Origin of the sequence: Stakelama flava, from assembly GCF_019351405.1 — a bacterium.
GTDB classification, from domain to species: domain Bacteria; phylum Pseudomonadota; class Alphaproteobacteria; order Sphingomonadales; family Sphingomonadaceae; genus Sphingomonas; species Sphingomonas flava_A.
The window spans coordinates 41,188-65,514 of the sequence record NZ_JAHWZX010000013.1 but is presented as its reverse complement, the minus strand read 5'-3'; the positions used below and the strand labels follow the sequence as shown (position 1 = coordinate 65,514).

Genomic DNA, 24,327 nt, shown 5'->3' with positions numbered 1-24,327 from the left:
CAGATTGATTGCATGAGACAGTATATCGTCGTTCATGCCGTGCAACCCGTTTGTTCGCAGTTGCGAAACGATTGCGACGTTTTCGTCTTGCCATGCCTGCTGCCGGTAAAACGGCTTCAATAGGCAAGGGCGCATCCATCGGCGCGCATTTCGCTTGCGGCCGCATAGACCCGGGTGTCGCCGTCGCGTCGGTTTTCGACGCATTCGTACCGGCCGAAGCCGCCGTCAGGATCGCCGATCGTCCATCCCATATCGGCCAGCGCCTGCCGGGTATCGGCAGGCACCCCGGTTTCAAGGCGCAACAGCCCCGCCTTGGGAAGACCCGGCGAATCCTCGCCCATCGACTGGGAAGAACCCTGGTGATGCCAGCGCGGACTGTCGCTCGCCGACTGAATCTCCAGCCCATAATCCTTGCGGTTGACGATAATCTGCGTCTGTCCCTGCGGCTGCATGTCGCCGCCCATGACGCCGAACGCCATCCACGGTGCGCCATCGAGACTCGCGAAACCGGGTATGATCGTCTGGAACGGGCGCTTGCCGGGCGCGTAGATATTGGGATGCCCGGGTTGAAGCGAGAACAGCTCGCCGCGATCCTGAAACATGAAGCCAAGCCCGTCGGCCACCAGTCCCGACCCCATGCCGCGAAAGTTGGACTGGATCATCGACACCATCATGCCGTCCTTGTCCGCGGCGCTGAAATAGGTGGTGTCGGCATGATCGGGCGCCTGCCCCGGATAAACCGGTGTCAGGATACGATCGGGCTTGATCAGCGTCGCTCGCTTCGCGGCATATTCCTTTGAAATCAGCCATTCGACCGGCGCCTGTGAAAAGTGCGGATCGGCATAATAGCGGGCGCGATCTTCATAGGCGAGGCGCTTTGCCTCTACCTGAAGATGGATCGAGCGGGCCGACTGAAACCCTTCGGCGCGCAGATCGAAATGCTCGAGCATGTTGAGCATCTGCAGCGTCGCGATACCCTGCGTATTTGCGCCGAGCGCATGGACCGTGACGCCGCGATAATCGGTCGTGTACGGCTCCACCCATTCGCTGTGCATCGCCTGCAGATCGGATTTGCGCAGCCAGCCGCCGATGCGACGGAAATACGCGTCGATCGTATCTGCGATGGGACCGTTATAAAAGGCGTCGCGGCCGCCCTTTGCGATCATCCGATACGTTCGGGCCAGATCAGGGTTGCGAAAAACGCTGCCTGCGGCGGGTCCTTTTCCATCGGGGGCATAGGTTTTGAACGCGTTGTCGATCTCCTCGATCTGTCCGCGCCGCTTCCTGAACACCGCCATGTTGCCGCGGATATAATAAGCGATAAGATCGGGCACGGGCACGCCGTTTTCGGCGAATTCGATCGCCGGCGCGAGCACATCCGCCCAAGGCAACTTCCCATACCGCTGATGCAGCGTCCACCATGCGTCGAGCGCACCGGGAACAGAAACGGCGATTGCGCCAAGCGGCGGGATAACGCCGTTTTTCGCGCGAGAACGCACGGTTTCAAGGCTCAATCCCATGGGCGATCCGCCCGATCCGGCAAGGCCCGCCAGCTTCTTCGCCTTCGGGTCCCACACCATGGCGAAACAGTCGCCGCCAATGCCGCTGGACGTGGGTTCCAGAAAACCTAGGCAGGCGTTGATCGCGACAGCGGCATCGACCGCAGAGCCGCCGCGTTTGAGGATGTCGATACCGGCCTGGGTTGCGAATGGGTGCGCCGATCCGCACGCGCCGGAGGTTCCGTACACGGCCGTGCGCGAAGCAAAGCTGGCCCCGACGGGACGGTCGCCCGCCCGCACATCGTTGCGGACGAACTTGTCCTCGCCCTGCGCCCAATATTTTGGCGGCGCTTGCGCATCGCTGTCCGCCAGCTTTTTCGTATCGGCGGAACCAGGCGCTTTGCTCGCACGATCACGTGCGACAGCGGGCGTCACCAGCGCGGCGGCAGGCAAGGATGCAATGAAGGTTCTGCGACGCATGGTGCCCCCTTGGTCGAAAAACGAATATCGCGGGCAGCTTGACGGCGATCCCTGCCGGGATCAATGGCCGCAGCCGGAAAAAAATTTACTGCAAGCGGGTTGGCTCGCGATGGGGCCGGTCTGGCGCAGTGCCTATTTCTTGACCATCATTCCGTCGACCAGCACATCCGCCATCTTCACAGCACCCTCACGCCAGTCGGGCTGATCGCGCAGGATACACATGCCGACAAGCGCAAGCAGCATTTCCTCGCCCGAAACGTCCCTACGGATGCGTTTTTCGGCAATCGCGCGGTCGAGCAGCGCCCCCAGCGCGCCGGCCAGCCGCTTCGACATTCGGGCGGATACCGCGGACTTCGCATCGACGCTTATCGCCAGCGCCGCGACCATGCCTTTTTTGGTCGCGACCAAATCGATCATTGCGCGCAACCAGCGGCGTAGCCCAGCAACCGAATCCGGTACTCCGGCAAGGCCGTCGGCAAGTGCGACCAGTTCATCCACTTCGCGTCGGTATACGGCCTCGTACAACGCCTCTCGTGTAGGGAAATGCCGGTACAGCGTTGCGATGCCGACGCCGGCTTCGCGTGCCACGGCGTCCAGACTGGCATCGCTCGCGCCGCCGGCGAAAACGCGCTTCGCCGCGTCGAGCAGCCGTTCGCGATTCCTCAGCGCGTCGGCGCGCGGCTTGCGGCTCGCTTTCGGCACTGTTCGTCCCATGGAATCCCTATTCTTTGCCGCTACGCTTGTGAAACGGAGGATTCCTCCGTATATTTCATCCTACACCCATTGCTCGATCAATATAAGCTTGGAGGTCGCATGCCCTTACCGCTGCATTTAAAGATAAACGGCGCGTCGCACGAGATCGACCTCGACGATCCGCGCGTGACCTTGCTCGATCTCTTGCGCGAACGGCTATACCTTACGGGTACGAAGAAAGGCTGCGACCGTGGTCAGTGCGGTGCCTGCACGGTGCTTGTCGATGGTCGGCGGATAAATTCCTGTCTCGCGCTTGCGGTCAGCATGGACGGAGCGGAGGTCACCACGATCGAAGGCGTCGCGGACGGCGATGCGCTTCATCCCGTGCAGCAGGCGTTCATCGAACATGACGGCTTTCAGTGCGGTTTCTGCACGCCCGGCCAGATCATGAGCGCGATCGGCCTGATTTCGGAAGCGCGCGCCGAGGGCGATGCCGAGCGGGTGCGCGAACTGATGAGCGGCAATCTGTGCCGTTGCGGGGCCTATGCTGGGATCACCGCCGCGGTGCTTGAGGCCGAACAGCGCATAACGCAGGCGGAAAAGGAGAAAGCGGCATGAAGCGGTTCGACTATGTCCGTCCGGCCAACATCGCCGATGCGATAGAGGCGGGGTCTGCGCCGGGCGCAGCCTATCTTGGGGCGGGCACCAACCTGATCGACCTGATGAAGGGCGACGTGGTGCGCCCCGATCGAATTGTCGACATCACCCGGTTGCCGCAACTCGATGCGATCGAAGCGCTGCCCGACGGCGATTTCCGCGTCGGTGCGCTCGTTCGCAACGCTGACCTTGCCTATCATCCCGACTTCGCGGCGAAATTTCCACTGGTAGCCGAAGCGCTGCTTTCAGGCGCGTCGGCGCAGCTTCGAAACGCGGCAACCATCGGTGGCAATTTGCTGCAACGCACGCGATGCCGGTATTTCTACGATCCGGCCAGCGCCTGCAACAAACGCGAATCGGGCGCTGGATGCGACGCGATCGAGGGCGAAAACCGGACGCACGCCATTCTGGGATGGAGCAAGGAGTGCACCGCAACCCATCCGTCCGATCTGTGCGTTGCGCTGGCTGCACTCGATGCGGTGGTGGAGGTGGAAGGCGCATCGGGGCGGCGCGACGTGCCGTTGGTCGATCTGCACCGCCTGCCCGGCGATACGCCGGATCGTGAAACCGATCTTGCGCCGGGCGACCTGATCGTGGCCATTCGCCTGCCAGCGCAGTCGGCCGGTTTCGCGCGGCATGCGCGCTACCTCAAAATCCGCGAAAGAACATCCTACGCCTTTGCGATGGTGTCCGCTGGGGCTGCGCTCGAAATCGAAAATGGCGCCATCCGTCGCGCCCGGATCGCGCTGGGAGCGGTAGCGGCCAAGCCGTGGCGGGCGGTTGCCGCCGAGGCGGCGCTTGAAGGTGCAACGCCCGATACCGCCGCGTTCGAGCGGGCTGCCGATATCGCGCTCTCCGATGCGCGGGCTTCGGGCGATAATGCGTTCAAAATCGACCTTGCCCGCCGGGTGATCGTCCGGGCGCTGCTGCGCGCCGCGGCCGGCACCCCCAACCGGATGCCGGCGTTGCCCGGCTCCGCCTTCGCCCCGACAGCGGGAGAACTCGACCATGTCTGATATTCAAATGAACACTGCGCCCGCACATCGTCGCCATGGTTCGAACATAGGCCAGCCGCTGACCCGCCGCGATGGCGTTGCAAAGGTTACCGGCGCGGCCCCCTATGCCGCTGACCGGCACCCGGACGGCATGCTCCATGCCGTGATGGCGGTCAGCACCATTTCGCATGGGCGTGTCGTAGAACTCGACACCGACGCCGCAAGCGCGCATCCCGGCGTGGTCGCGGTGATGACGTCCGAAAACCGTCCGCCTCTTGCGGTCGACCCTGACGAAAAGACCAATCCTTTCGCCTTCCGCCTTGATGCCTTGCAAAATGACGGCGTGCGTTATGCGGGGCAACCAATCGCGGTTGTGATCGCCGAAACAATCGAAGCGGCCAATGAGGGTGTGAGCTTGCTCAACCCCTGCTATGCGCCCGAGCACCCTCGAGTGGCGCTCGATCAGGACGATGCCTTCGTCCCGCCGGTGGTCGGTCCCGGCATGCCGGCAGAGGCGGGCATAGGCGATGTGGACAAGGGGATGGCCGATGCAGTCCGCCGGATCGAGGCGGTATATGAAACGCCGCCGCAATATCATAACGCGATGGAGCCGCATTCGATCGTGGCGACGTGGGACGGTGACCGCCTGAACGTCGATACCCCGACCCAGGGGCTGGCACTGTCGCAGGGCCGTATCGCCGAACTTTTCGGCATAGCTCCGGAGAATATTCATATCCGCAGCCCCTTTCTGGGCGGTGGCTTCGGGTCGAAAGGTCTGCTTTCGGGTCCGATAGCGCTCGGCATTCTCGCCGCGAAAATGGTTGAGCGCCCGGTCAAGCTGGTGGTGCGCCGCGATCAGATGTTCGGGCCGCTAAGCCATCGCGGCGCAACGCGTCAGACATTGCGCCTGGGTGTCGATGGGGAAGGGCGTCTTACCGCGGTTTCGCATCACACGCTTGCCACGACGAGCGTCCATGACGATTTCGTCGAACCATCATCCAATGTGTCGCAAACGATATATGCCAGTCCGGCGATCGCTACGTCACATGAGGCGGTTCGGTTGCATATCGGTACGCCCGGCTTCATGCGCGCGCCCGGTGAGGCGAGCGGATCGATTGCGCTGGAAAGCGCCATTGATGAGGCTGCCTATGCTTGCGGTATGGACCCGCTTGCCTTCCGCCTCGCCAATTATGCCGAGGTCGAACCGATTTCGGGCAAGCCTTTTTCGTCAAAAGCGTTGCGCGAATGCTATGCGCAGGCAGCACGGAAATTTGGCTGGGCGGACCGTCCGCTTGAACCGCACAGCATGCGCGATGCGGACGGAATGCTCGTCGGCTGGGGCATGGGCACCGCGCTGTTCCCCGCGATGATGTTCGAAGGCCATGCCCGCGCGCTAATCCGCGACGACGGCACCGGCGCGGTGGAAATCGGGGCGCACGACATGGGGCAGGGCGCATGGACGGCGCTGGCCCAGATTGCCGCCGACAGCCTTGCGCTCGATCTCGATTCCACCGACTTCCGTTCTGGCTCCTCGGACCTTCCCGATGCGGGTATCGCGGGCGGATCGGGCCATACCGCCACTGCCGGAATGGCGATCCACAAGGCGGGAGAGGATGCGATAGCAAAGCTTGCCGCACTCGCGCTCGCCGATCAGGCATCGCCGCTGTACGGCGCGGGCAATGCCGGGGTGGAGGCGCGCGACGGGCATCTGTTCGTTAGCGGCGATGAGGGCCGGAGCGAAAGCTATGCCGATATTCTGCGCCGTGCGGGCAAGCAGCAGGTGGAAGGAAACGGCACCAGCGCCGCCAATCCGGATGCTCAGGAACAATATTCGCTGAATGCGCATGGCGCGGTGTTCGCCGAGGTGAAGGTCGACCCGGATTTCGGACAGGTTCGCGTAAGTCGCATGGTCGGCGCTTTCGCGGCGGGACGCATCATCAATCCGCGTATGGTCGAAAGTCAGCTGTTCGGTGGAATGATCTGGGGCCTGTCCTTCGCCCTGCACGAACAGGCGGTTACCGATCGCCGCACCGGACGGATCATGAACGCGGACCTTGCGGAATATCACGTGCCCGTGAATGCCGATGTGCCGCCGATGGAGTGCCTTCTGGTCCCCGAAGAGGACGCGCATGTGAATGCGCTGGGCATCAAGGGCGTGGGCGAAATCGGCATCACCGGTTCGGCAGGGGCGATCGCCAACGCCGTCTGGCATGCGACCGGGGCGCGGATACGAAATTTTCCGATAAGCATGGACGCGATAAGCGGCGCGCGCGAACGATAGTCGCGCGCCATAGGCTTCCGCGTAGCCGGAGGGGAATTTGGCGCGTTACGGGAATTGCTCTTTCGATTGTCCTTTACGGATGAGGAAAGGCTGCCGAGATTGCGCGCGTGGAAGATTCGGAAATCCAACGCTGGTTCTGTGACGAGGTGTTGCGCCACGAAGCGGCGCTCACCCGCTTCCTGCGGCGCAACTGGCGTCGGCCGGAGGATATCCACGATATCCGCCAGGATATCTATGCCCGCGCGATCGAGGCGGCACAGGAACAGCTTCCCCGTAATGTACGCCCGTATCTTTTTACGATCGCACGTAATACGTTGATTAACCGGGCCCGCCGCGAAAAGATCGTTTCCTTTCATCTTGTCGCGGACCTGGAAGCGCTTGATTGCGTCGACAATGCGTTCGCGACCGAAAGGCATCTCGATGCGCGCGATGCGCTTCGGCGGACGCAGGCGGGGCTGGACCAGTTGCCTCCGCGATGTCGGGAGGTCGTCCGGCTGCGCAAGGTGGATGGCCTTACAACGCGCGAAGTCGCCGATGAGCTTGGCGTGGGCATTCACACCGTGGAGCGTCAGTTGACGCTGGGGATGCGCGCGCTGGTCGATTTCATGCTGGGCGGGGAAGGCCGGATCAATCGGCGCACAACCAGTTCCTCCCGTGCGAAGCAGGGTGGCAAATGAACCAGGCGGGCAAGACCGAACAGATCGCCGCGCACTGGCTGATGCGTCGCGAAGAGCCCGGCTGGTCGGCGGGGCAGCAGGCGGAGCTGGAAGAATGGCTCGCCGAATCCACCGCGCACAAGGCGGCGTTCTGGCGTTTGGAGCATGGCTGGCGGGCCGTCGATCGTATCGCCTCGCTGGGCGCGCCCCCCACACCCTATATCCATCGACCGTTTGTCCGCTCGATGATTGCGATGGCAGCGACGGTCCTGATCATTGTCGCCACCGCTACGCTGTTCGTCGTGTCCGGGCCGATGCAACCCGTTGCTGCGCCTAGACCGATCCTTGCCGAAACAGCGATCGGCAGCACCAAAACGGTCGCGCTGGCGGACGGCAGCCATATAGAGCTGAACACGAACAGCCGGGTACGGGCCGTAATCGACGATACGCATCGTGAAGTCTGGTTAGATCGCGGGGAGGCTTATTTCGACGTAAGGCATGATGTCAGCCGTCCGTTTCGCATCCATGCGGGCGATGACCGCATCACGGTGCTTGGCACCCGGTTCAATGTGCGCCGCGACACCGATCGGTTGACCGTAGCGGTGGAAAGCGGCGCGGTGCGTCTTCGCGGTGCCGAAAAGGACATGATGCATCCCCCGGCGGTGGTCCCGGCTGGTGTGATCGCGGTGGTTCGCGGCGATGCCCTGCTGCTTTCCGCCCGATCGCCCGACCGCGTGGCGGATGGCCTTGCCTGGCGACAGGGAATGCTGCGGTTCCAGCAGGAGCCGCTTTCCGACGTCGTCGCGGAATTCAACCGGTATAATCAGCGTCCCATGGTCGTGACCGACCCCGAACTGGCGCGGATGCGCATCGGCGGGGCATTTCGTGCCCGCAATGCCGATGCCTTTCTTTCGCTGCTCGAAGATGTCTATCACTTGCGAATTACCCGTTCGGGCAGCGACGTAAAAATTTCCCAATAGCGCGTTACGGGTTTTCCCGCCCGGATTGTCTTGGGTCTGTGAGAGGGCCGTCACAGAGTCCTCCGGCACAGGAGGGGCAATATGACTGATTGTTTTCGCACCATGCTTATGGCCGGCGCGGGCGTCGCCACGATCATGGCAGCACCGATGGCGAGCGCGCAGCAGCGCGAATATAATGTTCCGGCAGGAAGCATGCGCACGGCGCTGGAAATGTGGAGCCGCCAATCGGGTCGCGAACTGATCTATCGCAGCGACGACCTGACCGATCGCGCATCGCCGGGGGTGCGCGGCGCATCATCGGCCGACACCGCGCTTGCCGCAATTCTCCGTGGCTCCGGGCTGGAGGCGCGCCGGCATGCAGGCGGCACCATCGCCATCGTTCCGCTTCGCACGGCGAAGGCGCGTGTGGCGCGGGCAAGTGCGACGCGGCCCGCCGCTGCGCCCGTCGCGCAGTTGCAAACGGTGACGCCGCCCGATACAGCCGCGCCGGAGGCCGAAGACATCGTCGTGACCGGCATCCGCCGTTCGCTTGAGCGCGCCGCAGAATCGAAGCGTCAATCAAAGCAGGTGGTCGATACGATCGTTGCGGAGGATATTGGCAAATTTCCCGACCCGACGACCGCCGCTGCGCTTCAGCGGGTCCCCGGCGTGCAGGTGTCGGTTGACGATAATAACGAACTGGGCAATGTCCGCGTGCGCGGTTTGCCTGACATCCTTACCACGGTGAACGGGCGGGAGGTGTTCACGACCACCGGGCGCAGCTTCAATTTGCAGGATCTGCCCGCCCAGGCGCTGTCGCGCGTGACGGTTTATAAATCGCAAAGCCCCGATATTATCGAAGGCGGGCTTGCCGGCCTGATCGACCTGGAACTTGCGCGTCCGTTCGATTTCAAGGATCGCACCCTTTCGCTGTCGGTGAAGAATAATTACGGCACCAGGGTCGACAAGAGTTCGCCCCAGATCGGCGGCCTGTTCACCGACCGCTTCGATACGTCGATCGGCGAGATCGGGGTTCTGGTGAACGGTTTCTGGTCGCGTAACGAATATTACCGTGCGCAGACGCAGGTAGTCGATCGGCGCAGTTCGGCGGCGGCACCGCTCAACACCGCAGGCTATCTGGTTCCCAACATCCTGCGCAACTGGCAACAGAGCGGCCGGCTGGAACGCACCGAATTCAACGGATCGCTTCAGTGGCAGGCAAGCGACGCGATGCAGCTATATGTCGATGGCCTGTACACCAGGGCGCATGATCGCGGCAGCAATACCGGCGCGAATGCGCAACCGTTCACCAGCAATGTCAGCATCGCCGACGCGCAGGCGAGCGATCATTGTTTCCAGACCAGAGCCAATGCCAACGGCCTGAATCCCCGCGTGCTCACCGACGCCGAAGGGAACCAGTCGCTGCAACCCTATACGGTTCAGACGCTTTGCGAAGTGAAGCAGGCCACGTTCGAAAATCCGGTAATCAACCTGACCACGCAGGCGCAGGACGATGTCACTACCAACAAACTTGTCGCGGGTGGCGCGCGCTATGGCGGCGATGGCCTGACCGGCAATGTCGATATTTCCTATCAGACATCGCGCAACGACACGACCAACATCACTGCAGATATCGGCAAGCGCCTCGATTATCTGACCTATGTCTCCGACGTCGACAATGTGGCGCAATTCACCGTTCCCGACGGGGCGTTGCTGGACGCGGACGACTTATCGTTGCGTAACGCTTTTCAGCAACGTTTCCTGGCGAGCAAGGGTAGCCTGTTCGCTGCCAAGGCCGATGCGGAAAAGGAAATCGGTGGGATACTGGACAGTATCAAGGTCGGGGTGCGCTATGCCAAGCGGACCGGGCATTATAAGGCGGTAATTCTCAACACCGCTTTTCCCGGTGGCAATATCGGCACGGCCACTGAAGACTCCGCCGTGCTGGTGTCGGAAAGCGGCCTTCCGGCAGCGTTTCTGGGAGTCAGCGAACCCGCGCCCGGCCTGAATGGCGGCGCGCGTTATTTCATTCCGGACCCTGATTATCTGTTGTCGGAAAGCGGGCTGGACGCGCTGCGGACCTATGTCGGCCTGCCCACCGGTCGTCCCGACTATCAGCCGGGGCGGCAGTTCGATGCCGACGAGCAAACGCTCGCCGGCTATGCCATGGTTAATTACAACATCCCGCTGGGCGGCGCGCTGAGCGTCGATGGCGTTATCGGCGGCAGGCTGGTTCGCACCAGGCGCAGCATTCGCACCTTCGCACCGGTCGATCAGGACGCGTCGAATACCGAGGCTGGCGACGTAGCGTATGAAGCGGTGAAGGCGGACACGACCGACACCGATTTCCTTCCCGATGTAAATGCGCGTATCCGTTTCGGCGGCGGGCTGCAGGCTCGATTCAGCTATTCGCAGGCGATCCGTCGGCCCGAATTCGTCGATCTGAACCCCGCCGTCACGGTCAGTGAATCGCACAATCCGTTCGTTCAGAATGTGGGCAGTGCCGGCAATCCCGACCTGAAGCCGCAAAAATCGGACAGCTACGACGCGACGTTCGAATATTATTTCGGCCGCGGTTATCTGGCGGTGGCCGCTTATTATCGCGACATTACCGGACGCGTGATCAACGGGTCGCAGATCGAGACCATCGACGGCGTCGATTACAACGTCACCCGGCCGCGCAATATCGGTGAGGCGGAGTTGAAGGGCGTCGAGGTGAACGGCCAGTATTTTCTGGACTTCCTCCCCGGCGACTTGTCCGGATTTGGCGTGATGGGGGCCTTCACCTATCTCGATTCCGAAGTGAAGGGCGACGATCCGCTGGCGGGATATCCGCTGCAAGGGGTATCGAAATACAATTACACCGCCGGGCTGATCTATGACCATGGCGGGCTCAGCGGCCGACTGGTCTATACCTATCGTTCAAAATATTTCGTCAGTGATCAGACGGGCGCGACGGCGCTACGCCCGATCGCGGATGATGCGGTGGACGATGTCTCCACGCCGGTGCTTCTCGGCGTGACGCGCCCCGCCGGTCGGTTGGACTTCAACATCGGGTACGATGTGACTCCCCGCTTCCGCATCGATGTCGGCGGCGTCAACATCCTGCGTAACGAAACCAAGAGTTATTACGGGTCTTCCGATTATAATTTTGACGATTTTCTGGACGAAACGACCTATTCTGTCGGTGTCCGAATTCGTCTTTGATCCACGCAAACGGGCAATATCAGCATGACATTTCTCAAAACCGGCCGGTCCGTATTTCTGGCCGCGACTGCCTTGGCGATTGCTGCGCCGCGACCCGCCGTCGCGCAGGCCGCGTCGGCGTCCGGGGACGGTGCCGCGCTTTTCACTATGAAGGACGACGCGCAGTCGCGATGGGCGAGCCCCGAAAATCATAACGGTGTGAAGGGGCAGGGCGCTAAAGCCAATGCGGGATTGAAAGGCAATGCCTTCGACACGATCCCGGCGCATGGCCATGTCGACCTGCTGAATATCGACGGTCCGGGCATTGTTCAGCGGCTGAAGCTGTCGGTGAAGGATCGATCGCCCGAGGCGCTGCGCGCGATGCGGATCGAAATGTACTGGGACGGTGCTAAGGAACCCGCCGTGCGCGCTCCGCTAGGCGATTTTTTCGGTACTGCTTTCGGCCAGACGGCGAAATATGAAAACAGCCTGTTCAAGGATCCCGAAGGGCGCTCTTTCGCCTTCAACATCCCCATGCCGTTTCGCAAGGGCGCAAGGATCGCAATCTACAACGATTCCGACAAGCCGGTTTCCCACATCTATTACAATCTGACGTTTCAGAAGCTCGACAAAGCCCCCGACAATATGCTGTATTTTCATGCCTATTGGCATCGCGAGAAGCCGGCGATCGGAAAAGATTTCGAACTGCTGCCGCGTGTTCAGGGGCGTGGCCGCTTTCTGGGCGTGACGGTAGGTGTGCGTCCCGATCCCATCTATGGCAAGCGCGAAAAGGGCCAGGAAGTGCTCCATTATTGGTGGGGCGAGGGCGAAGTTAAAATATGGCTCGACAGCGATCGCGAACATCCTAGTCTGGTGGGCACCGGCGTGGAGGATTATTTTGGATCCGCCTGGGGGATGACCCGTTTCGTAACGATGAATTCGGGATGCACGATCGTTAATCCCGACGAACGCTATTGGTCCTGCTATCGCTATCACATCCCCGACCCGGTCTGGTTCCACCACGACATCCGCGTGGCGGTCCAGCAGATCGGCGGTGGCCCGCTTGATCAGGTTCGCCAGTTGCTGCGCGACGGCGCACCGTTGAAGCCGATCAGCATCGATGAAGAGGGCAGCTTCGTTCCGCTGATGATGATGAAGAACCCGCCCAAATTGTCCGATCCGGACTATCCCGAGGGATGGACCAACTATCTGCGCAGTGACGACTGGAGTGCGGTGGCATATTTTTACCTTGCTACGCCGACCGACAATCTGCCGGGTCTTGGCCCTGTCGCCGACAGGCTGCATGATCTTTGAGGTAGGGAATCGCCCGCCGGGTCGAAGCGGGGGGAAGCGGGAGATTTTTTCGATGCGCTATCTGCTGTTGGGCCTTGCCATGACCCTGAGCGTCCCGGCAAACGCGCAGGACGGAACCTTGTTGGTCGGCAATCGGGATGAAGAAAGCATCAGCCTGATCGCACTGGATAGCGGAAGGCAGATTGCGAAGGTCGCCACCGATCATCACCCGGGAGCATTGGCGCTTTCGCCTGACGGGAAATTGGCGGCGGTGGTGGCGCAGGACGGGGCCGCGATCGATCTGATCGATGTAGCGAAACGCAGGCTGGCGGCAACGATCGACATCGGTCCCGATCGTCTGGCGATTGATGTCAAATGGATCGACAGCGACCATATGGTCGTCGCGGCGAAAGACAGCGGCTCTGTCGCGATCGTATCGCGCGACGGCAGTGTTCGTTCGATACCGATGGGGAAGGACCAGCCCGCCATGGTGACGGTGTCGCCGAACGGGCGAAGGGCCTATACCACCAATACGGAGGCCGGGACCGTGAGCGTCCTCGACCTCGATAAAAACGTGAAACTGCGCGACATAAAGGTTCTGGGCAAACCCGAAGCATTGACGCTGGCGCGGGATGGGCGTGAATTGTGGGTCGGCGATCTTTCCGACCCGCGCGTGCAAATCATCGATCTGGCAACCGACAAGGCGGTAGCGACATTGCCGGTCAGCCCCCTAGCGGTTCGCCTGGCGGCCAGTCCCGATGGCCGCTATGTCGCGGCCAGCGCCATCGATACGGGAACGGTCGGCCTGTTCGATGCCGAACGGCATGTTCCGGTTCGCACCATCAGCGTGTCCGACGACGGGGCGGCGAAACAGGCCGCCATTTTGTTTTCAAGCGATTCCCAGCGCCTTTACGCTGTGGAAACGGCGCGCGACACCGTTGCCGAAATAGACGTGGCATCCGGTGAAGTGACGCGCCGCTTTGCCACCGGCCGCGGCGGCGACGGTCTGGCCATCGCGCCAACCGCGCAGTGATGCAGGGTTTCAGGGGGAAATCATGTTTTTGAAGCGTTTTACCACGATCCTTATGGCATCCTCGCTGGCGGCATGCGCCACGACACCCGGTGGGTTGCCGGCCGGGAATGGTTCCGCCCCCATGCCCGTGGCACAGGCCCGGCGGCCGAACATCCTGTTCATCATGTCCGACGATCACGCATTGCAGGCGCTGTCAGCCTATGGCTCGCCGATTTCGCGGCTTGCACCCACGCCCAATCTGGATCGTATCGCGCATAACGGCGCGCTTTTCGAAAACAGCTTCGTCACCAATTCGCTTTGCGGGCCAAGCCGCGCGGCGATGCTGACCGGAAAGTTCGGCAACAAGAACGGGTTCAACCAGAATGGCGACCAGTTCGACAATTATCAGCCGACCTGGCCGCGCGCGCTGAAAGATGCGGGGTATCAGACCGCTATCGTCGGCAAATGGCATATCGGCCATGATCCGAAAGGCATGAAATTCGATTACTGGAAAGTGCTGCGCGATCAGGGGGAATATTATAACCCCGATTTCATAACCCCTGACGGCGAAGTGCGCGAACATGGCTACGCCACCGACCTCATCACCGATATGGGGATCGACTGGCTTGACCATCGCGATCCCGACAAACCATTCGTCTTGATGGTGCATCACAAGGCGCCCCACCGCAACTGGATGCCGGCGCCGCGCCATCTTACCAAATATCTCAACACCAAATTCCCGGTGCCCGACAATTTCTTCGATGATTATGAAGGGCGCGACGCAGCCGCCATTCAGGCGATGAATGTCCATCGCAACATGTATGAAGGCCACGACCTGAAGATGACGACGGGGGTGGGGTCAAGCAAACTGCGCTACAACCGCTGGCCCGGCGCGTTCGACCGCATGACGCCCGATCAGCGCAAGGCGTTTATGGACGCGCTGCAGCAAAGCAACGACGCGATGAACGCGAAAGAGATGACCCAGCGTGAAATGGCGCTGTGGAAATATCAGCGATATCTTCAGCAATATCTGGCGACCATCGTATCGGTCGATGAAAGCGTCGGGCGCTTGCTCGATTATCTGGATACGCACGGCCTGACCGATAATACCATAGTGGTATATACGTCGGACCAGGGATTTTACCTCGGCGAACATGGCTGGTTCGACAAGCGGTTCATGTATGAGGAATCGTTCCGTACGCCGCTGCTGATCCAGTATCCCGGGCATATCAAACCGGGCACGAAGATCGACAGTCTGGTTCAGAATATCGATTACGCACCGACGTTCATGGATTATGCCGGATTGCAGGTTCCCGATGCCGTTCAGGGGCGTTCGCTTCGTCCGCTTCTGGAAGGGAAAAAGCCGGCGGACTGGCGAAAATCGCTATATTATCATTATTACGAATATCCCGCTTTCCATCGCGTCACACCGCATTGCGGGGTTCGTGACCAGCGATACAAGCTGATCCACTTTTACGGACCGATCGAGAGCTGGGAACTGTTCGATGAACAAAGCGATCGGGAGGAGATGCACAACCTGATCGATGACCCTGCGCAGGTGACGCGTGTGGTGGCGATGAAACGCGAACTCCTCCGGCTACAGGCGAAATATGGCGACCAAAGTTGCGGATAAAAGGTTCGGAGTCTGGTGCTTCGCCCGTTCGTGGCGTGGAGCTGCATAATCGTCAGGTTTCCAGCCTGCTTTTTCGTCGATGGCTGCATAGTCAGTGACCGCGCTTACAGCACTTTGCCATAAGCGCTGTCGGCTTGCCTATAAAAGCTGAGAATGCGACAGGCGTAAGCGTAAAAGAAATCGAGTGTTTTGGTACGATAGCGAATGTCCGCGCTGATCCTGTTTTCGCTGGTGGTAGGGGTAGGGGCTACCGCAATCCTCGACGGTTTCGCAAAATTAAGCGAATATGCGTTTGGCATAACCGCGACAAATTGGGCGAAGGTCGGTCAGTTGCTGCGTCGATGGTCGGCCGGTCGCTTTGGTGCAATCGTCGGTGATGTTCCTGCCCCTTCACCGGCCGATGGGGTGGTCGGCTGGATATTTCATTATCTGGTCGGAATTTTATATGCGGCGGCGCTGCCGATATTTTGGGGGATGGGCTTTGTCCACGATCCGACACCCGGCCCTGTGGTCCTGATTGGTTTCGGTGCCAGTACGCTTGCCGGCACGATGATTCTGATGCCGGCAATGGGTGCCGGTTTTGCCGGCTCACGTCTGCCCAATCGAGCGGCGCGTCTCGGCTACCTTGTGGTCGCCCACGCACTGTTCGCCACGGCGCAATATGCCCTGGCCTGCGCTATCGCCGGATAGTTAGCAAAATTCCCGGATAGTTATCAAAATTCGGTGCCGAACGATGCGGATATCCTAGGACTTTTATCTCCGGCGTCATAGCGCGGCTGATTGATCGGGAAGGCAGCTTCGACGGAAAAGCGAAGCTGGTCAGCCAGTTTGAAGCGCGCGCCTGCGCCGCTGGAATACAGATCGCCCGTGCCATAGCTGTCGCGCAGGTCGCGGACGTCGCCGCCATCGCCAAAGGCGTAAAGTTGCATCCAGCGAAGCCATCCCGAATCCGTGTCGAGCAGGTCGGCGCGCAATTCGGCCGACGCCAGAATGCCCTCATCGCCCGCGCGTTCGCTGAAATCATAGCCGCGACCGAAATAGGGGCCGCCGATCGTGATCTGATCGATTGCGGGAAGCGGGTCGGTGGTAAGCTGGCTGGTCAATGCCAGCCGCGCGCTGATCGGTCCCGCCAGCGTTCCTTCCCAATTGGCCCATGCGCGAAACAACGTGTATTTCGATCCCGCGCCGGTTCGCGAAGCAAGCGGATCGCCCTGCTGCGTCGCGCCGAAGATCGTCAGCCCCTGCCGCAGACCGGCCCCGGCGCGCAGGCGACCTCCGGCAAGCGCCGTATAGCCGTTGAGCGCGATGCCGATTGAGGCGATCCGATCGCGTTGATAGCGATCGCCTTCCCAATATTGGTCGGTTTTGACATAGTTGAAATCGAGCGTCGTCCAAAGGCTGTCATTGCGTCCACGTTCCAGCGTGCGCGTTACGCTGGCATTGAACCCGATGCTGTTGCCTTTGGGATCGAAGGACTGCCATCGACCGCCCGAATTGGTTCGGCCATAGGTGGTTGAAAACGCCAGCTCGGTCAACGCGTCCGGCAGCAGATAGGCATAGCGGCCGTATAGAACGGTAAGCTCTTTCGGCTGCAATGGCGTGACGATCCCCTGAACCGTTACGCGATCGTCCGCGGCCAGCAACGCCGAAGCATCTACACCCAGTCTGGCGCGCACGGGTCCAAGAGCCTTTGACCCGCTGTTGTCGACAGAAGCCCAGCCGCGAACGCGATCATATTCCACCGGTACGATCAGCACGCCCTGACCGTTTTCGACGCTGTAACGAACCTTGCCGATCGATACCCCGGGAAAATCGGTCGCCAGCATGAGCAGCCGGTCGAGCATTTCCTGCCGCGCGGGTTTGCCGACCAGCGGGGACAAGAGAGAATCGACTTCCTTGCGCTGCGCCCCTGTCAGACGGACCCGGTCAATCCGACCGGGCGCAATCGATACCGTCAGGACGCCGGCAGCCAGCGTTTGCGGAGCAATGCTGCTGGTCGCGAAAATATAGCCGTGATCGCGCGCCACGTCGGAAATCGCGCTCAAGAGCTTTTGGGTATCGTCACCGGAAAACGTCTTTCCAATATACGGGGCGATCGCGTCGGCGAAATCGGATTGCGCGATATCCGGAGCGCCAGTCACAAGCACCGCTCCGATCGTGACGCCGGTCAACGCCGCGTTCGGCGGTTGTGACGATACTGCCGCACTGTGCGTATCCGGTGCCGTTTCGGTCGGCGAATTTTCGAGCGCCGAACGGACCGCAAGTCCGGCATCGGCGCGAGTGGATGAAGCGTCCTGTGCCACGGCAAAAGCGGGAAAAGTGAAGACAGCAGCGAAAAGCGCGCTGACGAAGCGGTGGGTATGCATCCCTGCGCAATTAACCGCGCTTCGTTGATAATCCTTTTACGTCCACCTGCTAACTCTACGATTTATCGCGGTTAATTCCGCACTACATTCTGGAACGGTATCAAATGACGACATTGCTTCGGGTGGCAAAACTCGCGCTGTTGGGAAGTGTGTGCGTGGCTGGCGCGGCGCATGCCCAGTCGACCGGGTGGACGATTTCGGAAACGTCGGCCGGGGTGACGGTCATGCACGCCGGGCAGACCAAGGCGGCGGCACGCGGCGGCCAGCTTGAGATTGGCGATATTGTCGCGACGGGCGCAAATGCGCGCGCCGTCCTGGTAAATGGGGATGAATATGCAGTCGTGGCGCCGAACAGCCATCTGCAAATTGCTGACCCGGAACCCAGCAGCGGTCTCCTGCAATTTTTCGAAAAAGTCGGCAACGTGGTGTTCAGCGTCGCCAAGAAATCAAAAGCGCATTTCGCAGTGAAAACTCCCTATCTCGCCGCCGTCGTCAAAGGCACTACGTTCAGCGTCACGGTCGATCGCACCGGCTCTTCGGTTCAGGTGGTCGAGGGCGCGGTGGAAGTTTCCACGCTGGACGGCGGCGCGCGCGATCTTGTTCTGCCGGGCAATATCGCGGTTATCGGCGCAAACGACCTTGGCCGACTGACGATTCGCGGCGGCGAGACAAAGACGCTGCAATCGCCGAATGCACCTGCAACCGATCAACCGGCGCAAACGGATACGGCCACTCGACAGGATGTTGTGACCAGTGATGCCGAAGCGCTTGATACGCCGGAACTGGACACGCCGATCATACAGGATACGGCCTCGATCAATGGCGCCGAAAACGCAAATGGTGCGATGGAACGGGTCGTCGAATTCACTGTTGCGGAAACGCCCAAATCGATTTCGGCAATTTCGGACGGCCTGGTTTCCGGTACGGCGGGCGTTGAGACTGCCGTGGCTGCATCCGGCGCGAGTCCTGCCGCAATTGAGAAAAGCTCCGCGACCAACGGAAACGGCGACGGGAACGGCAACGGAAACGGAAACGGAAACGGCAACGGAAACGGAAACGGCAACGGGAACGGAAACGGAAACGGCAACGGAAACGGGAACGGGAACGGGAACGGGAACGGGAACGGGAACGGCGACGGCAACGGGAACGGAAACGGCAACGGAAACGGGAACGGGAACGGGAACGGGAACGGCAATGGCAACGGAAACGGGAACGGAAACGGAAACGGAAACGGAAACGGGAACGGCGACGGCAACGGAAACGGGAACGGCAACGGGAACGGAAACGGGAACGGCGACGGCAACGGCAACGGCAACGGCAACGGCAACGGCAACGGGAACGGAAACGGGAACGGCGACGGCAACGGCAACGGCAACGGGAACGGGAACGGGAACGGAAACGGAAACGGAAACGGAAACGGGAACGGCGACGGCAACGGAAACGGGAACGGCAACGGGAACGGAAACGGGAACGGCAACGGCAACGGAAACGGCAACGGGAACGGAAACGGGAACGGAAACGGAAACGGCAATGGAAACGGGAACTGAAGCCGCGACGTATTAAGCCACTATTTATTATTTAAGGGGAACGCCGCGTGCATCTGCGATTCTCAGGCGAAAGGGTGCTGGGGTCGCGCGCATTGCCGATATTGCTCGCAATACTCGCTGGACTGGCGGTATATATCAGCGGTGGCGGCGCGGCGATCGAACGAGCGCTTCACGAAGGCCGTGACATGATTCGTTCGCATTCGGCCGGCGACCGCTTCGTTCTGGTCGAAATCGATGCCAAATCGCTAAGGGCCATTAACGACTGGCCCTGGCCGCGCAGCGTCCACGCCAACGCGCTTGAGGCGCTGGAGAGGGCGGGCGCATCCACGGTCGCTTTCGACGTCGATTTTTCCTCCTTCAGCTCGCCAGATGAGGACGCCAGGTTCGCGGGGGCCATCGATTCCGCGACTGTGCCCGTAATCCTGTCCACGTTCCGGCAATATGCATCCCAACATTCGGCCGAAGAGATTGAAAGCCTGCCGCTGCCGTCGTTCCGGAAGAATGCGCAACTTGCCGCGGTCAATATCTTCCCGGACGATGACGGGCTTGTCCGTTCCTATCCGATGGCCGTGGTGACCGGGGGTGTACCGCGACCGTCGATCGGTGCAATGCTGGCGGGGGCAGCGGGGCGCGCGGGGCAGAGTTTTCCCATCGACACCGCGATAGACCCTGAAACGATACCGCATATAAGCTATATCGATCTGCTGAACGGCGACATCCCGGCAACACTGCTCGCCGGGAAGATCGTGCTTGTCGGCGCATCGGCGATCGAACTTGGCGACCGCTACCCTATTCCGGGCCATGGCGTCGTCTCAGGCCCGGCAATCCAGTTAATCGCCGCCGAAACGCTCCGCACGGGCAGCAGTCCGGTGAGCCGCGGCCCCTGGGCGGCAATGGCGGTTGCGCTGTTCGCGCTGCTGCTTGCGGTTCGTGCGCGCGGGGCGTGGCAGGCGGCATGGCTGATATCGGCGGGGCTGCTGACGCTGGCATTACCCCTGGGCTTTGAAATTCTGCACTGGGGCACAGTTGAAACCGCGCCTGCATTGTTCATGCTGGTCGTCGCGGGCACCTGGCTGGGCATCGCGCATGCGTTGAAGGCGTTTGGCTCGGTGCGGGGAACCGACCAATTGTCGGGCCTTGCCAACCGGCGCACCCTGGAACGCGAACTTGAACACGCGAAGGGCGGCAACGCGTTGATCGCGTTGAGAATCGGCGGTTACGCTGATCTCGCCACGCTGCTGGGGCCGGTGCGTGGGGCCGAACTGGTGCTTCGGCTGGTCGACCGGCTTCGTGGCGAAGGCATCATGGATGTGTACCGGATCGAGGAGGGCGCGCTTGCCTTTTTCGGACCCGCTGGTCCCGATACTCCCGCCGGGGATTTTATTGGCTCGCTTGCCGAGGTTTTGCGGCCGCCGGTTGAAATTGCCGCGCGGCGGATGGCGGCCGATTGCGTGTTCGGATGCGCGACAGCAGCGCGGGGCGAAGCCGCAGGCGCAGTGATCGACCATGCGCTTCTGGCGGCTGACCAGGCGAGGGAGCATGGTCAGCTTTGGGAGAACCACAGCGCCGAGATGGCCGGATCGCGGGACTGGCGGTTCTCGCTTTCGGGCGAACTCGACGCTGCCATGGCGGCGGAGCATATCTGGGTCGCGTTCCAGCCAAAGCTTGACATCGCAGCGGGCCGGATCACCGCGGCGGAGGCGCTCGTCCGCTGGACGCACCCCGAACGTGGCGACATCTTCCCGGATTCGTTCATTCCGCATCTGGAAAAGAACGGCAGAATGCTGGACCTGACCCTGTATGTGCTCGATCGCGTGATGGAGCAGGCGCGCCGCTGGTCGCTTGCCGGCAATCCGATCAACGTCGCAGTCAATGTTTCGGCGCCGCTCCTTGTCATGGACGCGTTCGTCGGCGCCATGCGCGAGCGGCTGGACGGCGGTACGCTGTTGCCGAGCCTGCTCACGCTTGAAATAACCGAATCGGCGAGCATGGAAGACCCGGAGCGCGCGCTTGCAGGCATGCGGCTTTTCGCGGAAATGGGGATCAGGCTGTCGATCGACGACTACGGCACCGGGCAGTCGACGCTCAGCTATCTGAAGCATTTTCCCGCCAGCGAGATAAAGATCGACAAAAGTTTCGTGCTGGCGATCCGGGACAACCGAAATGATCAGGCGATGGTCCGCTCCACGATCGATCTGGCGCACGAACTCGGCTTTGCCGTGGTGGCGGAGGGCGTGGAGGACGCTGCCGTGCTGGAGTATCTGCGCGCACTTGGATGCGATTATGCGCAAGGATGGCATATCGGCCGTCCGATACCGGCAAAGGATTTTGCCAAGCTTGCGGGCATCGGAATCGTTAGCTGCAATGCCGCTTGACAGGATTGGACGACACGCCTGACTGCGATGAAGCAATCTCCATAGCCTGCACGTTCCGACGCGTTGAAGTGAGGGTGCCGACACGGGGGCAGGTCCTTGATACACAATCACCTTCGCTGAAGAAGCGCCGGGAATGGTGGCGCCCCCACCGACCCCCGGCCGGTGTGTCAGTGTTCGCTGACCAATATCCCCTTAAGGACGGCAATCCTTTGCCGGATCAGGGCGGTGAGCAAAGCGTCTTTCTGGTGATGCGGATCATAATTATTCGCGAAGGCTTGCCAGCTGTCGCGATAGCGGAGCCAGGCGCGCTGTGCCTCCCGGACGCCGGAATGGGTTATGCTGACCATCGGCAGGCTGTCCGCATTCTGCCAGGGACCGATCTTATCAGCTGCGATCCTTGCAGCCATGATCCGCCGATAGAGCCGGTTCAACGCCGCGTCCGCCTGCTTGACCGCCGCTGGTTTTGTGGGCTGAAATGTTCCCGCCCGATAGGCGTCGAGCATCGCGATAAACGACTTCTCGACCTCTTCGGTACGCTGAATGATGAACAGCGATCGGCCTGAGCCGGTGAGGTCCACCTCCTTTTGCCCGCTTGCCCCTGCAAAGCTGTTCATCGCGTCACGGAGGCTGTGAAAAGCAAGCTTGCGAGCCTTTGGCCAGTCTGCGGACAGCGCATCCAGCGTGGCGTGCCGGCGGGCGTCTTCAATCTGACCATTCAGGCTGGCGCATTGCAGGTTTCCGAAATTGCTGATTGCATCGTCACAAAAGTCAAAGGGTTTCGACGGATTTGCTTGGACGAGAGGGGGGCTCACAAGATTCTCAGAACCAGTATTCTGTGCAACTGCAACTGGATTATTGGATTCCAATGCGGCCTTCAGTGCCTGAAGATGCTGAAGGCGCCTCACCACTTCGTGAGAGCTTCCGGCCGGCACCCGGCAGGCCATCGCGGTGGCCAGGTCAAGGTTCCGCGAAGCGCCTTTTCCGTTCGCATAAATCATCATCAGCATACCGAAGCCGGCAAAGGGGTCATCCCCCAGATTGGAATTCCCGATCTCGTAAAAGGCGCAGGACCGCGCTGCCTCCGGATCGGGCGGCATTCCGATTCCATAATAGAGCGCGGTGGATTCGCACTCCCCGGCAGGAGGCGGCGCGCCGAAAATTCCGGGGGTCTCGCTGGCCGGGGGGCGCAGGTCGCGCAGCCAGTCGCAAAGCGCCTGCGTCTGCTGATATGCGGGCTTGCTTCCGTCCTTCCCCGTATCGGCGTCGGCCCAGTTCCATGCGTCTGTCGGAAATGGAGGCGGTGCCTCGGGGTCGAAGTCGCCTCCGTCGCCGACTTCGTTCAGGCCGATAAGCCGGTGTCGTGGAAGATCGGACCAGGCGAACCGCGTCGCGTCCTTTTCGATCGATCCGACGCCGTGCTTCTTTCTGCCCGTCAGATAGTCGTAGCTGTCGGAAAGCACACCGCCATCGGCGCGGTTGACCTCCATGCTGTCGAATCCGGTCAGAAGGAAGCGCCCGGAATGCAGATTAGCCCCTTTGCGCCAGCGAAAGGTGAAGCTGCGGTTGCCCATGCCGGAATTGGAGCCGGAGAACAGGCCGAGCGAGATTTGAAGGTTGCCGTTTGCGATTGCGATCCCGCCATTCGTCACGTCGTCAACGGCCCGGGACCTATGTCTTGGGATCAAACGGTGATTTTCGAGCACCCGGCGATACCCGCCGCCCGGATCGGCGAAATAGACCGCAAGCAGGTAGGGGTTGGTGTCGAAGGCGCCACCGCCCCGAACAAGCTTCAGCGCGGGATCAGTGTCGCGCAGCAGGAGTGCGGCATCGGCCCGCCCATCGTCATTCAGGTCGCCGCGCGCAAGCGCGACCTGTGCCCATTTGGAGGGAATTGCTTTTTTCAGATCGTTCACATGATCGGGCAAGACCGGATAGCTTACCGCAGGTACGTCCTGAGGCGCGGCGACGGCCGCCATAGGCACATTCAGCGCGATGAGGGCCGGGATAAGCGCGTGCGGTAAAGACGAATGTCTTCCTCGCAAGGCTTGGAACCGCGAACGCGCCGTGCAGCCCTTCACCGCAACAAGGCCACCAGATTCTTCGTCATCTCCTCAACCGACCGGGTATCGGCCCAGGTGGTCAGCGATATGTCGACCGGGCCAACCAACGCGGCCGTCGCATTTCCCCCTCCGACCTGCGGGATAAGATAGGCAAAATCGCCATAGGCGCCGCCGTCCAGCCGGTGCGCATTCAGGCCCATATGTTTTGCCACCTGAACTTGCAGCGTGATGAATTGCTTTGTGACCGGTGCATTGAAGGTTACGACAAGCGGGATTTCATGCCCCGGAACATAGACCGAGCAGGCGCGCAGGACATGATAGGGCAGCGGATCGCCGGTGGATTGGCCTTCAGCTTCGTGCGCGCCCGCAGTATCGTCCGTCACCCGTTCGATAGGGCCTGACAATGCCGCCTCGATCGCGCCTCCCACCGTCTGACAGCTGGGCACCTTGGGAAGGGTGGCGGCAGAGGCCGGTGCGGCGGCAGAAATAACGCCGAGGGTGAGGATCGAGACAATGGTGGTGAAGCTGAGCGACATTTTCTTCTCCATTGCACAATAGCTGCTTACGTTAAGATATCAGGTTCTGCCCGGGCCATAAAACGCCACCGACGCCGCAAATGGTCAGGATGGCGCATT

General features: G+C 61.1%; 17 protein-coding genes. 12 read left to right on the top strand and 5 right to left on the bottom strand.

The window, feature by feature from the left end; translation table 11 throughout:
• Positions 1 to 116 precede the first annotated feature (116 nt).
• Positions 117 to 1,979, bottom strand: coding sequence for a gamma-glutamyltransferase family protein (locus tag KY084_RS13110; RefSeq protein WP_219238925.1), 1,863 nt, complete (start codon positions 1,977 to 1,979; stop codon positions 117 to 119).
• A gap of 132 nt (positions 1,980 to 2,111) precedes the next feature.
• Positions 2,112 to 2,681: a TetR/AcrR family transcriptional regulator gene (locus tag KY084_RS13105; protein ID WP_219238924.1), complete on the bottom strand. Its 570-nt coding sequence runs from the start codon at positions 2,679 to 2,681 to the stop codon at positions 2,112 to 2,114.
• A gap of 111 nt (positions 2,682 to 2,792) precedes the next feature.
• Here KY084_RS13105 and KY084_RS13100 point away from each other — a divergent pair, with 111 nt between their 5' ends.
• The 10 genes from KY084_RS13100 to KY084_RS13055 all read left to right on the top strand — a co-directional run bounded on the left by KY084_RS13100 (position 2,793) and on the right by KY084_RS13055 (position 16,034).
• The gene (locus KY084_RS13100) at positions 2,793 to 3,290 is read left to right on the top strand and encodes a (2Fe-2S)-binding protein (RefSeq protein ID WP_219238923.1); all 498 of its coding nucleotides are present in this window, start codon (positions 2,793 to 2,795) and stop codon (positions 3,288 to 3,290) included.
• Entirely contained in the window at positions 3,287 to 4,345 is a 1,059-nt protein-coding gene (locus KY084_RS13095; RefSeq protein ID WP_219238922.1) for an FAD binding domain-containing protein, read from the top strand. Before KY084_RS13100 ends, KY084_RS13095 begins: the two co-directional genes overlap by 4 nt.
• Positions 4,338 to 6,605 carry a xanthine dehydrogenase family protein molybdopterin-binding subunit gene (locus KY084_RS13090; protein ID WP_219238921.1) on the top strand — a complete coding sequence of 756 codons (2,268 nt, stop codon included), beginning with the start codon at positions 4,338 to 4,340 and terminating at the stop codon, positions 6,603 to 6,605. Before KY084_RS13095 ends, KY084_RS13090 begins: the two co-directional genes overlap by 8 nt.
• Positions 6,606 to 6,712: 107 nt before the next feature.
• Entirely contained in the window at positions 6,713 to 7,282 is a 570-nt protein-coding gene (locus KY084_RS13085; RefSeq protein WP_343228021.1) for an RNA polymerase sigma factor, read from the top strand.
• Positions 7,279 to 8,241, top strand: a complete 963-nt coding sequence (locus tag KY084_RS13080) for a FecR family protein (protein WP_219238920.1) — start codon at positions 7,279 to 7,281, stop codon at positions 8,239 to 8,241. The genes KY084_RS13085 and KY084_RS13080 overlap by 4 nt, the downstream gene beginning before the upstream one ends.
• A gap of 81 nt (positions 8,242 to 8,322) precedes the next feature.
• Positions 8,323 to 11,427, top strand: a complete 3,105-nt coding sequence (locus KY084_RS13075) for a TonB-dependent receptor (RefSeq protein ID WP_219238919.1) — start codon at positions 8,323 to 8,325, stop codon at positions 11,425 to 11,427.
• A 24-nt stretch (positions 11,428 to 11,451) separates the two neighbouring features.
• Complete coding sequence (locus tag KY084_RS13070) at positions 11,452 to 12,720, top strand: glycoside hydrolase family 172 protein (RefSeq protein ID WP_219238918.1); 1,269 nt, start codon at positions 11,452 to 11,454, stop codon at positions 12,718 to 12,720.
• Between the two features lie 52 nt (positions 12,721 to 12,772).
• Positions 12,773 to 13,732 (top strand): cytochrome D1 domain-containing protein, encoded by a 960-nt coding sequence (locus tag KY084_RS13065; RefSeq protein WP_219238917.1) that lies wholly within the window; start codon positions 12,773 to 12,775, stop codon positions 13,730 to 13,732.
• Between the two features lie 22 nt (positions 13,733 to 13,754).
• Entirely contained in the window at positions 13,755 to 15,344 is a 1,590-nt protein-coding gene (locus tag KY084_RS13060; protein ID WP_246587125.1) for a sulfatase family protein, read from the top strand.
• A gap of 204 nt (positions 15,345 to 15,548) precedes the next feature.
• Complete coding sequence (locus KY084_RS13055; RefSeq protein ID WP_219238916.1) at positions 15,549 to 16,034, top strand: DUF2938 family protein; 486 nt, start codon at positions 15,549 to 15,551, stop codon at positions 16,032 to 16,034.
• A 23-nt stretch (positions 16,035 to 16,057) separates the two neighbouring features.
• Here KY084_RS13055 and KY084_RS13050 read toward each other — a convergent pair whose 3' ends face one another.
• Complete coding sequence (locus tag KY084_RS13050) at positions 16,058 to 17,710, bottom strand: ShlB/FhaC/HecB family hemolysin secretion/activation protein (protein WP_219238915.1); 1,653 nt, start codon at positions 17,708 to 17,710, stop codon at positions 16,058 to 16,060.
• Between the two features lie 104 nt (positions 17,711 to 17,814).
• Between KY084_RS13050 and KY084_RS13045 the strand changes: the two genes are divergently transcribed.
• Together KY084_RS13045 and KY084_RS13040 are read left to right on the top strand one after the other, a co-directional pair.
• The gene (locus tag KY084_RS13045; protein WP_219238914.1) at positions 17,815 to 19,257 is read left to right on the top strand and encodes a FecR domain-containing protein; all 1,443 of its coding nucleotides are present in this window, start codon (positions 17,815 to 17,817) and stop codon (positions 19,255 to 19,257) included.
• A gap of 47 nt (positions 19,258 to 19,304) precedes the next feature.
• Positions 19,305 to 21,632 carry an EAL domain-containing protein gene (locus KY084_RS13040; protein WP_219238913.1) on the top strand — a complete coding sequence of 776 codons (2,328 nt, stop codon included), beginning with the start codon at positions 19,305 to 19,307 and terminating at the stop codon, positions 21,630 to 21,632.
• 167 nt (positions 21,633 to 21,799) lie between these two features.
• Here KY084_RS13040 and KY084_RS13035 read toward each other — a convergent pair whose 3' ends face one another.
• Positions 21,800 to 23,545, bottom strand: coding sequence for a lysozyme inhibitor LprI family protein (locus KY084_RS13035; protein ID WP_219238912.1), 1,746 nt, complete (start codon positions 23,543 to 23,545; stop codon positions 21,800 to 21,802).
• A gap of 161 nt (positions 23,546 to 23,706) precedes the next feature.
• Positions 23,707 to 24,240 (bottom strand): hypothetical protein, encoded by a 534-nt coding sequence (locus tag KY084_RS13030; protein ID WP_219238911.1) that lies wholly within the window; start codon positions 24,238 to 24,240, stop codon positions 23,707 to 23,709.
• Between the last annotated feature and the right edge of the window lie 87 nt (positions 24,241 to 24,327).